Raw genomic sequence first — 11,773 nt, 5'->3', positions numbered from 1 at the left:
TGCCGTGGCGGACCACGCAACCTCTTCGTCACCCGCAGTCCAGGCGCAACTCGACCGGCTCTCCGCGCTGTCACCCGGTGCCGACGTGCTGGGTTTGGAGCGGATCGGGGCATTGCTGGCGCGGCTGGGCGATCCGCATCTTGCCCTGCCGCCCGTCTTCCACGTCGCGGGCACCAACGGCAAGGGATCGACCTGCGCTTTCCTGCGCGCGGCGATGGAAGCCGCAGGGCTGTCGGTACATGTCTATTCCAGCCCGCACCTCGTCCGCTTCAACGAGCGGATCAGGGTGGCAGGACGGCTGATCGACGACGACATGCTGGCGGCGCTGCTCGCCGAGGTGCTGGACGTGGCGGACGGCATCGCGCCCAGCTTCTTCGAGGTGACGACCGCCGCGGCCTTTCTGGCGTTCGCCCGGACGCCCGCCGCCGCGACGATCGTCGAAGTGGGCCTTGGCGGCCGTCTGGATGCGACCAACATCATCGCCGATCCCGTGGTCACGGGCATCGCCGCGCTCGGCATCGACCATCAGGCCTTTCTCGGTCGATCGGCGGTTACCATCGCCGGCGAGAAGGCGGGGATCGCCAAGCGCGGCGTATCGCTCGTTACGATGGACTATCCCCGTCCGCTACGGGAACGGATCGCCGCCGTCGCCGCCGCGGCGGGTGCGCCCGTGCTGTCGCGTGGTCGCGACTGGACCAGCGAGACCAGACGGTCGACAGTCCGGTACGAAGACGCCGGCTTCTCCGTCGTGACCCGCCGGCCCAAGCTGGTCGGGGCGCATCAGTCGCGCAACTTGGCACTGGCGATCGCGATGCTCCGCCATCAGGGCGCTCTGCGCATTCCGGAGGCCGCCCTGCGTGCGGCCGCCGATTGGGCGAAATGGCCGGCCCGGATGCAGCGCCTGTCGCCCGGACCATTGGCGAACATATTGCCTGACGGATCCGAACTGTGGCTCGACGGCGCGCACAATCCATCGGCCGCCACGCCGGTCGCGCGGGCCCTGCGAAGCATGCGGCGAGGCCGTTCCGTGGTGCTCGTGACCGGCATGCTCGCCAACAAGGACGCCCGCGGAGTCCTGCGCTTCCTCGCGTCGTCAGTCGACCGGGTGATCGCCGTACCGGTCGGGGGTCATGACCACCACGCGCCGGCGGTACTCGCCGATCTGGCGCGGGCAGAGGATCTCGCGGCCACGACGGCGGATTCGGTCGGGGCGGCTCTGGCGACCGTCGATCAGCCATCGGTGTGCCTGGTTGCGGGCTCGCTCTACCTGGCCGGCGAGGTGCTGGCCGCCAATGGCGAGACGCCGGTATAGCGGTGGCAATGGGCTCCGTCCGGCGACAGCCTCGCTTCGCCACTAATGATATTGACTTGCAATAACTGACGCGCGACGGTGGGGCATGCCCAAAGAAAGGCGCGTGATGACCCCGACGATCACCCTTCTTCCTCATGCCCTGCCGGCCTGTCCCAATGCGCGCATCGCGCTGTTCGCGATCAGGAGGATGGGCGCACATGGCCTGGCGGACGCGCGCGCTGCGCATGCCATGTTCACCGCTTTCGGCCAGAGTTTTCGCCGGCCGCTGGTGCTGATGCGGGCGATGATGACCGACCTTGCCGTGCAGGCGGCGGGGACGATCGCGATTGCGCCATGCTGTTGCGCGCGCATGACCCCTGCCGAAGCGGCGCTGCTGGCGGTGCTTGCCCGGATCGAGACGGCGCCGGAGACGGCGCGATTGCTGATGGCCGACCTGCTCGGCATACGCCGCGTCGAATCGACGCTGATGTCCGCCGCCGCGCTGGCCGCGGCCTTTGCGGACGAGGGCCGTCCCGTCTGCTGTTAGGCGTCGATCGTGCCGGGTTGACGGACACCCGAGACGACGAACCCGCGCCGCCACAATATCCACAGCAGCACCAGGCCCGGCAGGGCAACGACCATCGTGAGCATCCAGAAGCCGGGCCAACCCAGTGCCTCTGCGGCGTAGCCGGAAGGCGTCGACAGCCAGGTTCGCCCCATTGCCGCAAACGACGAGAGCAGCGCGAACTGGGTGGCGGTATAGGCGAGGTTGGAAAGACCCGACAGATAGGTGACGAAGACCGTCAATCCGATGCCGCTCGTCACCTGTTCGGTCGCGACGGCGATTGTCAGCCACAGGTTGGAATGGCCGTGCCAGGCCAGCACGACGAAGGCGAAATTGCTGACCATCATCAGCACGCCCGACACGAACAGTGCGCGTCCCATCCCCAACCATGCCATGAACGGCGCGGCCAGCGCCGTGCCGACGATCAGGCCCCAGAAGCCGACGACCTTGTTGATCGCGAGGAACTCCGCGTCGGTGAAGCCGAGATCGACGATCATGGGATTGAGCATCACCTGCCCCATCGCGTCGCCCAGCTTGTAGATCAGGACGAACAACAGGATCAGCATCGCGCCGCGGCGGCCGAAGAATTCGCGGAACGGCCCGACCACGGTCTCCTGCAACCAAGTCCCCATGCCGCGATCACCGATGGTCGATACCATGCGCTCGTGCAGTCCCGGACCGGCGAGCAGCGCCGCGATCACCGCGGGGATGATGCATAGGCTGGTGAGGCCGTAGCCGAGCGCCCATCCGAGATCGAGGCCCTGCGGCGACGCGACGGCGATGGTGCCGACTCCGGCGGCGAAGTTGCCCAGTCGGTAGCCGAACTGGTTGTTCGCCGTGCCGTGCGGCAGTTCCGCCTCCGGCAGGATCTCGATGCGATAGGCGTCGATGACGATGTCCTGCGTCGCCGACAGGAAGGCGGTGACGATTGCCCAGAAGGCGAACAAGCCCAAACTCCGCGCCGGGTCGCTGGCGCCGAGCATCCACACCGACACGAACAACAGTGCCTGGACGAAGAACAACCACGCCCGGCGCTGGCCGAACCAGCCCGTCAGAACCGGCAGCCGGATGCGATCGATGAACGGCGCCCAGAGGAACTTCAGCGTGTAGGGCGTCGTCAGCCCGACGGCGAAACCGATCGTCTTCTTGTCGATGCCCTCGCGTGCCAGCCAGAAGGTCATCGTGCCGAGCAGCAACGTCAGGGGGAAGCCGCTGGCGATGCCCAGTGCCAGCGCCGCAAGCGGGCGCGGACGCAGATAGGGGGCAAGCGTCGCGAGAAAACCGGGGCGGCGACCGGCAAGAGTATCTGGCATGGCGCGACCATAGCGCGCTATATCGCCGAGGGAAGCGGCGGCGCGCGCATGGCAGGTTCAAGAACCTGTCAGGACGCGGGTGACTTTCCGCCGATCAGGCGGCGGGCTGGAACAGCTGAAATCCGGGCGGCAAGCGCTTCGGCGGCTTGCCCGCCATTCCCGCCTCGATCGCGCCGATCGCCGCTAGCAGGTCGCGCTGGGCATATGGCTTCGAAAGACAGCCGGCCGCCAGCACGGCGGCCTCTGGAGGAAAGGCGCCGGTGACGAACAGGACCGGCACATCGCGGGCACGGGCGGCGCGAGCCACGTCGAGCCCGGAGCCGTCGGCGAGGTTGACGTCGACCAGCACCAGATCGATCGCGGCCACGCCCTCCAGCACCGCGATGGCGTCGACCACCCGGTCGACCGTCGCGACGATCTCGTAATCGGCTTCCGACAGGACATGCTCGGTATCGAACGCGACCAGCGGCTCATCCTCGACGACGAGGAGCCGGACGATCTGTCGCTTCTTCCTCCCGAACAACATGGTGGTTTCCGTTCGTTACGCGCTCGGCCTCTAACGCATTCCCCTGCGACGAGTCGCAAAAGTTTTTCGCTCCGACGTAGAAACACCTGTATTCGCCGCCCATGACCGATTCCGCCCCTTCGAACCCGAGCCGGCCGGCCGGCGACCGCATCGCCAAGCTGCTCGCGCGTGCCGGCATCGCCTCTCGCCGGGAGATCGAGCGGATGATCGCCGAGGGCCGCGTAGCCATCGACGGCGTGGTACTGGACACCCCGGCTACCATCCTGCGCTCGCTGACCGGCGTGACGGTCGACGGCAAACCGGTCGACGCCCCCGCCCCGGCCCAGCTGTTCGTCTATCACAAGACGCCGGGGACGCTGGTGACCGAGTGGGATCCCGCCGGCCGGCCCACCATCTACGACCGGCTGCCGAAGGACCTGCCGCGCTTGATGCCGGTCGGGCGCCTGGATCTGGCCACCGAGGGACTGCTGCTGATGACGTCGGACGGCGGGTTGAAGCGGGAGCTGGAGTTGCCGGCGACCGGCGTCGAGCGGACGTACCGCGCACGGGCATATGGCGAGATCACCCAGGCCATGCTGGAGGAGTTGATCGAAGGCGTCGAGATCGAGGGCATGCGGTACGGATCGATCGACGCCAATCTGGAGCGGCGGACCGGGGCCAACGTGTGGATCGAGCTGACCCTGACCGAGGGCAAGAACCGCGAGGTGCGCCGTGTGCTGGAGTATCTGGGCCTGCAGGTCAGCCGCCTGATCCGTACCCGGTACGGCCCGTTCGTGCTCGGCGACCTGCCCCCCGGCGAGATCGGCGAGGTGCGGCAGAACGACCTGGTCGCATTCCGCCAGACGCTGGGGCCGCGCCGTGCCAAGGGCGCCGACCTGGGCGCGACCGTCGAGGTTACCGCGAGGCCAAAGGAGGCGGCGCCGAAGCCCGTTGCCGAACCGAAGCCGGCCAAGCCGCGCCCTGCCCCGGTCGCGCCGAAGGTCGCAGCGTCGGCGAAGCCGGCCGGCTGGGGAACGCGGACCCGACCCAATGCCGCCCGGCCAGTCGCGCAGCAACAGCCGCAGCCGGTGGCCGGATCGTCGCGGGCCGGCCGCGGGCCACGTCCCGAAGCGGCGAGCGGTGCCGGCCGTTCGCCGCGCACCGGGCGCACCGACACCGACCCGCGGCGCGAGCGGGAGGACGGGCCACAGGGCACGGCCAAGGGCGCCGTGGGCGGGCGCGGCCATCCGCCCCGACCCTCCGCGCCGGGCAAGGGCCCCTCGGGTGGTCGCGGGCATCCGCCGCGTGGCGGAAAGCCGGGAAGCAAGTCGCCGCCGCGGGGCGGGCAGCGCGGGGGGCGTTGAGCGATGCGGGTGATCGCGGGGCAATGGCGTGGGCGGCCGCTGGTGGCGCCCAAGGGTGAGGCGACGCGGCCGACCGCGGACCGGACGCGGGAGGCGCTGTTTTCGATGCTGGCGAGCCGGCTGGGCAGTTTCGAGGAACTGGCGGTGGCCGACCTGTTCGCCGGATCGGGCGCGCTGGGGATCGAGGCGCTGTCGCGCGGTGCGGCGTCGTGCCTGTTCGTCGAGCAGGACCGGGCGGCGCTCGACGCGCTGAAGGGCAACCTGGCCAAGCTGGGCGCACGCAGCGACGTTCGCGCGACATCGGTCATGGCGCTGGGCCCGGCGGCGGCGCCGCTGGACCTGATCATGATGGATCCCCCCTATGGCACGGGCGCCGGCAGCGTCGCGCTGGACAAGCTGACGCGGCTGGGATGGATTGGCCCGGCGACCTGGGTGACGATCGAGACCGCCAAGCAGGAAGAGATCGCGCCGGAAGGATATGCCGTCGACGCCACGCGGGTCCATGGCAAGGCGCGGATCACAGTGTTGCGTCGATCGGACTGACCGCTCCCTTGCGCGGGCGGAGCGCCAGCAGCGCGACCAGGCTCAACCCCGCCGCCGCGCTGAGATACCAGCCGACCGCGGCAAGCCCGCGCTCCATCGCCAGCCCTTGCGCGATCAGCGGGGTGAGGCCGCCGCCGATGACGCCGGCGACGTTGAAGGCGATCGACGCGCCGGTGTAGCGGACGCGGGCGGGGAACAGCGACGGTAGCCAGGCGCCGAGCGGACCGTAGACGAAACCCATCGCGAACAGCGTCAGCGACAGGAACGAGAAGGCACCGATCGCCGAGCCGTTCATCAGCGGCTGGATGGTGAAACCGACCAGGATCGTCGCCACGCAGCCGCCGGCGAGCACCCGCCGCTCGTCCCAGCGATTGTCGGCCAGCCACGCCGCCGCATAGATGCCGACGGCCATGAACAGGATCGCGCCCAGCTGCATCAACAGGAATTGCTGCATGGTGAAGCCGAGCGTCTTGGTGCCATAGCCGAGCAGGAACGCGGTGCCGACATAATAGGCGGCGAAGCACGCGATCGCCCCGACCGTGCCGGCCAGGGTCGCCCCGAGGTGCCGGCCGAGCAGCTCCGCGATCGGAACCGACGGTGGCGGCGCCTCTGCCAGGGCCGCCGAAAATTCGGGCGTTTCGGTCAGCTTCAGGCGGATCCACAGGCCGAGCCCGACCAGCACCGCACTGATCGCGAAGGGCACGCGCCAGCCCCAGTCGCGGAACTCGGCGGGCGAGAGCCAGAGGCCGAGCAGGAGGAACAGCCCGTTGGCGGCGATGAAACCCGCGGGCGCGCCCAGCTGGGGCGCGCTGCCATAGCGGGCGCGCCAGCCCGGAGGCGCATGCTCGACCGCAAGCAGCGCCGCGCCGCCCCACTCGCCGCCCAGGCCGAAGCCCTGCCCGAAGCGCAGCACGCACAGCGCGGCCGGCGCGATCCAGCCGGCGGTGGCGTAGGTCGGCAACAACGCGACCAGCGTCGTCGAGACACCCATCGTCAGGAGCGAGGCGACCAGCGTGGACTTGCGCCCGATCCGGTCGCCGAAATGACCGAAGACGAGGCTGCCGACCGGCCGCGCGAAGAAGGCGACGGCGAGCGTCGCAAAGGCGGCCAGCTGCTGCGTTCCGGGTTCGCCCATCGGAAAGAACAGCTCCCCGAACACCAGCGCGGCAGCGGTGGCGTAGACGTAGAAGTCGTAGAATTCGATGGTCGTGCCGACGAAGCTGGCGAGCAGCACGCGGCGGTGCGATGGTGCGGACATTCGGACTCTCCCCCTCAGTCGTCGTGGCGTGCGGATCCTGGACGGTCAACCGGATCGCCCCGCCGGGCCTCCTCAAACCGCCGCTTGTCACGAACGGATCGCGGCTGCGAATGTTGAGGAAGTTGCGGGATGCGGCGACTCTTGAGGCGACCCGCAACATTGCCCTTTTTACATATTTCTTGGTCGGTTAGCCGCAGTTCCTTCGACTGGCTGAGAGTTGTGGATGGCAGGTCCGGGCTGCGAGTGTTTCGACAGTCATGCTGACGTAACTTGTCCCGTGCGGGATTGGGGGAGCGCATGCGATCGGCCATGCGCCGTCATAGCGTTTATGCCCGACGTAGGACATCATGCGGTGCCCGCCGTCGCGATGGAGAGGAAGGCGCGCATGCCGCGCATGATGCATCACCATTCGCGCGGCCGGTCGATGCCGATGAGGCCGGATCCGGCGCTTGGCCGGCATCCTCGCCGTGGTGTGGATCGGGGCCCAACTTCAGGACAGCGATCGGCGGATCATTCCGGTGGAAAGCGCTCGAACACGGGCAGATGGGCGAAACCGGCGAACCAGGCGGGAGCGTCGGCCACCTGGATCCGGGCTTGCGGCGCCAGCGCATCCGGCGCGTCGGCTGTGGCGGACTGGATGTCGATCTGGCCGGGAAAGATCGCCTCGTTCAGGTAGAACAGGCCGGTGCCGCAGGTCGGGCAGAACTGGCGGATCGTGCCGGGCGAGCTTTCGTAATCGCGCGGGGTGCCGGCGATCGTCACGTCATCACGGGCGAACAGCGCCCAGCCGATCACCGGTGCACCGGCCGAATGGACGCAGTCTGCACAGTGGCACAGGCTGGAATGGATCGGATCGCCCTTCGCGCGCCAGGTGATGGCGCCGCAGCGGCACGCACCGGTGTGTGTCATGGTACTCCCTTCCTCCTCCGGTCGTCCGGTCCAACCGCGTCCCGCGGCGATCGTGGCGGGTGAACGACGGTGAGGCAAGGGCGCGGGTCGATGACAGCCGGCGGCGGGAAGAAGGGACGACGGTGCCTGGGATACCGCCGCCCTTCCCCCCTCCCGACCGCTCAACGGCGGGCGGCAAGCTCCGTCGGCGCACGCTGCCTGATCGCAGCAACCTGAACGTCGGCATCGCGCAGCATTTCGGCGCGGCAGCGCGACTGGTCGATCACGCCGTCCACGCCGCGGAACGACGAGCGGCAGGCATTCCGCACCGCCCGCTCGATGCGGGTCTGCAGCGTGGCGCGGCCGGCGGCGGCGGACAGGTCCAGGTCGGCATGGGCGATGCGGACGCGTACCGCCTCCCGCCCGACCGCGATGTCGGCGACGGCAGGACTGGCGAACAGGCAAGCGGCGGCGGCCACCGCCGCGGCGATGGTCGAACGATTGATGGTCATGACGATGCTCCCTCGATATCTGCGAGCCGGGGCGGCCGCGCTCTGCTGTCGCTGCTCACCCCCCGGCCACGGCGCCGCTAGACCCGAGTCGTTGCGCCAGTGAGACGATCGCGCGACGGTTCGGTGACGTGCCGTCGATCGCCCCCGCGCCATTTCCGCGGTTGCCGCCGCGGGCCGCGTTCCCTACCTGTTCGTGGTGACCGACAGCCAGCTTGCCGACCCGCCTTATCTGAAGGGCCTGAACCCGCCGCAGCGCGAGGCGGTGCTGACCACCGACGGCCCCGTGCTGATGCTGGCGGGCGCGGGCACGGGGAAGACCGCGGCGTTGACCGCGCGGCTGGCGCATCTGCTCTACACGCGCAAGGCATGGCCGAGCGAGATCCTGTCGGTGACCTTCACCAACCGTGCCGCGCGAGAGATGCGCGAGCGGGTGGGCCGGCTGGTGGGAGACGCGGTCGAGGGGATGCCGTGGCTGGGCACGTTCCACGCGATCGGCGCCAAGATGCTGCGGCGGCATGCCGAGCTGGTCGGGCTCCAGTCGAACTTCACCATCTTGGACACCGACGACCAGCTGCGATTGCTGAAGCAGCTGATCCTGGCCGCGGACATTGACGAGAAGCGGTTTCCGGCACGGTCGCTCGCCGGGCTGATCGACGAGTGGAAGAACAAGGGCTTTTCCCCCCGCGACGTCGATGCCGGCGAGAGCGAGCGATACGCCAACGGCCGCGGCGGCGAGCTGTACCAGCAGTATCAGGACCGGCTGAAGGCGGTGAACGCCTGCGACTTCGGCGACCTGCTGCTCCACATGCTGGTCATCCTGAAGACGCATCGAGACGTGCTGGAGCATTACCAGCAGCGGTTCCGGTACATCATGGTCGACGAGTATCAGGACACCAACAGCGTCCAGTATCTGTGGCTGCGGCTGCTGGCGCAGGAGCGGCGCAACATCGCCTGCGTGGGCGACGATGACCAGTCGATCTATTCGTGGCGGGGCGCGCAGGTGGAGAACATCCTGCGCTTCGAGAAGGATTTCCCCGGCGCCAAGGTGATCCGGCTGGAGCAGAACTATCGCTCCACCCCGCACATCCTGGGCGCGGCCGGCGGCGTGATCGCGCACAATAGCGGGCGGCTGGGCAAGATGCTGTGGACCGAGCTGGACGCGGGCGAGAAGGTGCGCGTGATCGGCGTGTGGGACGGGCCGGAGGAGGCGCGCCGGGTAGGCGACGAGATCGAGGCGGCACGACGGAGCGGCACCTCGCTGGACGATGTCGCGATCCTGGTGCGCGCGCAGCACCAGACCCGCGAGTTCGAGGACCGCTTCATCGCGATCGGCCTGCCGTACCGGATCGTCGGCGGGTTCCGCTTCTACGAGCGTGCGGAAATCCGCGATGCGCTGGCCTATCTGCGCGTCGTCAACCAGCCGGCCGACGACCTGGCGTTCGAGCGGATCGTCAACGTGCCGAAGCGCGGACTGGGCGACAAGGCGGTGGCGCGCATCCACCAGCTGGCGCGGGCGACGGGGCAGCCGCTGACCACCGCGGCGGCGCGCATCCTCGACACCGACGAACTGACGCCGCAGGCGCGTCGCGCACTGGGCAATCTGGTCGGCGACATCGCGCGGTGGCGGGACAAGGCGGGCGACCTGCCGCATCCCGAACTGGCCCGCCAGCTGCTGGACGAGAGCGGCTATACCGCGATGCTGCAGGCCGAGAAGAGCGCGGAATCGGCAGGACGGCTGGAGAACCTGTCCGAGCTGGTGCGGGCGATGGAGGAGTACGATTCGCTCGGCGCGTTCCTGGAGCATGTGTCGCTGGTGATGGACAACGAGGCCGGGCGGCAGGATCCGCAGGTGACGATCATGACGATCCATGCGGCCAAAGGGCTGGAGTTCGACACCGTGTTCCTCGCCGGATGGGAGGAAGGCCTGTTCCCGTCGCAGCGGGCGATGGACGAGGGCGGGACCAAGAGCCTGGAGGAGGAGCGCCGGCTGGCCTATGTCGCGATCACCCGGGCGCGGCGGCGGGCGACGATCATGCATGCCGCCAACCGCCGCATCTATGGCCAGTGGACGTCGTCGATGCCGAGCCGCTTCGTCGGCGAGCTGCCGCCCGAGCATATCGAGACCGAGACGACGATGTCGGGCGGCGAGAGCCTGTGGCGGGCGAACTGGTCTGAGCGGGCCGATCCGTTCGCCGATGTCGCGCGCGGCACCGGGCGCGGGCCAGGCTGGCAGCGGGCGGCGGGGCAGCTGGGCGCCTCCAGCTTCACCACCGCGCCGAAGCGGATCGTCGAGGCACGATCGAGTGCGGTCAGCCTGGGGAACAAGGGCCGCGACGACCTGTCGACGGGCATGCGCGTGTTCCACCAGAAATTCGGTTACGGCCGGATCGCCGAGATCGAGGGCAACAAGCTGGAAATCGATTTCGAGACGGCGGGACGCAAGCGGGTGATGGACAGCTTCGTCTCGCTGGGGTGAGCGGGCGCGCGGCTCAGTCCGCGGCCGGTGCCGCGACGCCCTTCGTCACCCGGTCGCGGCACAGCTGGCGCAGCTGGCGGCGAAGCGTGGGGCCGGCGAGATGCGCGTTGACCGAGGCGTAGCGCTCGCGTTCCAGCTGGCGGCGAATGTCGTCGAGGCTGGTGCACGGCCCCTCGCGCGCCAGCTGATAGGCGCGCTCGACCGTGGACAGCGTGCGGGCGGGCAGGTCGTCGGCGTCCATGCGGGCGCTCCTTGCACGAACAGGCGATGGCGACTGGATGACGCCGTCGTCGCCCGGATGCCTGGGGTCTCGGCCGGGTGACGCCAGTGCACTAGCATGGTTGCAACCGATTTCCGCATGGTTTCGCAACTGTTCCGATCGGTCGTTCAGCAACCGTCCGGGTGGCCGCGCGTATCGATCCGGCAGCGCCCGATTCGCGGGCAGGAGGACCCGTCATGTTCAGCCGTCTTCGCTCCGTCACCCTGATCGGCAGCGCGTGCGCCATGGTGATGCTGGCCGGTGCGCCAGCCGCCGCGCAGAGCGCGGGCGCCGATGCCCGCTTCCGCGCCGCGCAGGACCGGTTCGATCGCGAATACGATCTGTACCGCCAGGAGGTGGACCGTTACCGTGCGTCGCGTGGCGGCGATCAGGGTGGGTACCGGCAGGCGCCGGATCGCTACCCCGACGACGGCCGCTACCAGGACGAGCGGTACGACGACGCGCCGACCTATGACCCCGCCCGCGACTATCGCGCCGGCACGCAGTATCGCGAGCGCACCCTGTCGACCGACGACCGCGTCTACGCCGGTTACGACGGCCGCTATTACTGCAAGCGCGGCGACGGGACGACCGGGCTGATCGTCGGCGGCGCGGCGGGCGGCGTGCTGGGCAACGTGATCGACGGCGGGCGCAGCCGCACCGTCGGCACGCTGCTGGGCGCCGCGGCGGGCGCGCTGGCGGGCCGCGCGGTCGACCAGAACCAGCAGCAGGTCCGCTGCCGCTGAGGCCATCCTGGTCCGTCGCCCCGGATCCGAACAGGGGCGACGGGCAGCTTTCG

At 69.4% G+C, this 11,773-nt stretch carries 12 protein-coding genes; 6 read left to right on the top strand and 6 right to left on the bottom strand.

What is annotated here, in order from left to right; all coding sequences use genetic code 11:
* The first annotated feature begins 4 nt into the window (after positions 1–4).
* Positions 5–1,312, top strand: a complete 1,308-nt coding sequence (locus tag ABC319_RS01190) for a bifunctional folylpolyglutamate synthase/dihydrofolate synthase (protein ID WP_413068477.1) — start codon at positions 5–7, stop codon at positions 1,310–1,312.
* Positions 1,313–1,418: 106 nt separating this feature from the next.
* Complete coding sequence (locus tag ABC319_RS01185; protein ID WP_413068476.1) at positions 1,419–1,838, top strand: DUF6628 family protein; 420 nt, start codon at positions 1,419–1,421, stop codon at positions 1,836–1,838.
* Here ABC319_RS01185 and ABC319_RS01180 read toward each other — a convergent pair.
* Together ABC319_RS01180 and ABC319_RS01175 are read right to left on the bottom strand one after the other, a co-directional pair.
* Positions 1,835–3,169, bottom strand: coding sequence for an AmpG family muropeptide MFS transporter (locus ABC319_RS01180; RefSeq protein ID WP_413068475.1), 1,335 nt, complete (start codon positions 3,167–3,169; stop codon positions 1,835–1,837). The two genes, ABC319_RS01185 and ABC319_RS01180, sit on opposite strands and share 4 nt — an antisense overlap.
* Positions 3,170–3,263: 94 nt before the next feature.
* Complete coding sequence (locus ABC319_RS01175) at positions 3,264–3,695, bottom strand: response regulator (protein ID WP_413068474.1); 432 nt, start codon at positions 3,693–3,695, stop codon at positions 3,264–3,266.
* 101 nt (positions 3,696–3,796) lie between these two features.
* Between ABC319_RS01175 and ABC319_RS01170 the strand changes: the two genes are divergently transcribed.
* Both ABC319_RS01170 and rsmD read left to right on the top strand, forming a co-directional pair.
* A complete protein-coding gene (locus ABC319_RS01170; RefSeq protein ID WP_413068473.1) occupies positions 3,797–5,038 on the top strand; it encodes a pseudouridine synthase in 1,242 nt (413 codons plus the stop codon).
* 3 nt (positions 5,039–5,041) lie between these two features.
* Positions 5,042–5,581 carry a 16S rRNA (guanine(966)-N(2))-methyltransferase RsmD gene (gene rsmD, locus ABC319_RS01165; protein ID WP_413068472.1) on the top strand — a complete coding sequence of 180 codons (540 nt, stop codon included), beginning with the start codon at positions 5,042–5,044 and terminating at the stop codon, positions 5,579–5,581.
* Here rsmD and ABC319_RS01160 read toward each other — a convergent pair.
* The 3 genes from ABC319_RS01160 to ABC319_RS01150 form a co-directional block, all read right to left on the bottom strand.
* Entirely contained in the window at positions 5,556–6,839 is a 1,284-nt protein-coding gene (locus ABC319_RS01160) for an MFS transporter (RefSeq protein ID WP_413068471.1), read from the bottom strand. The genes rsmD and ABC319_RS01160 overlap by 26 nt on opposite strands.
* A 510-nt stretch (positions 6,840–7,349) precedes the next feature.
* Positions 7,350–7,748: a GFA family protein gene (locus ABC319_RS01155; protein WP_413068470.1), complete on the bottom strand. Its 399-nt coding sequence runs from the start codon at positions 7,746–7,748 to the stop codon at positions 7,350–7,352.
* Positions 7,749–7,909: 161 nt separating this feature from the next.
* The gene (locus ABC319_RS01150; RefSeq protein WP_413068469.1) at positions 7,910–8,239 is read right to left on the bottom strand and encodes a UrcA family protein; all 330 of its coding nucleotides are present in this window, start codon (positions 8,237–8,239) and stop codon (positions 7,910–7,912) included.
* 196 nt (positions 8,240–8,435) lie between these two features.
* Here ABC319_RS01150 and ABC319_RS01145 point away from each other — a divergent pair, with 196 nt between their 5' ends.
* Positions 8,436–10,715: an ATP-dependent helicase gene (locus ABC319_RS01145; protein WP_413068468.1), complete on the top strand. Its 2,280-nt coding sequence runs from the start codon at positions 8,436–8,438 to the stop codon at positions 10,713–10,715.
* 13 nt (positions 10,716–10,728) lie between these two features.
* On the opposite strand, the gene ABC319_RS01140 is transcribed toward ABC319_RS01145, so the two are convergent.
* Positions 10,729–10,956, bottom strand: coding sequence for a hypothetical protein (locus tag ABC319_RS01140; RefSeq protein WP_413068467.1), 228 nt, complete (start codon positions 10,954–10,956; stop codon positions 10,729–10,731).
* A gap of 215 nt (positions 10,957–11,171) precedes the next feature.
* On the opposite strand from ABC319_RS01140, the gene ABC319_RS01135 reads away from it, so the two are divergent.
* Complete coding sequence (locus ABC319_RS01135) at positions 11,172–11,720, top strand: glycine zipper 2TM domain-containing protein (protein ID WP_413068466.1); 549 nt, start codon at positions 11,172–11,174, stop codon at positions 11,718–11,720.
* The last annotated feature ends 53 nt before the right edge of the window (positions 11,721–11,773 follow it).

This window comes from Sphingomonas phoenicis (assembly GCF_047238005.1).
GTDB lineage: Bacteria > Pseudomonadota > Alphaproteobacteria > Sphingomonadales > Sphingomonadaceae > Sphingomonas.
The sequence above is the reverse complement of the archived record's forward strand: the minus strand, read 5'-3'. Positions and strand labels throughout refer to the sequence as shown.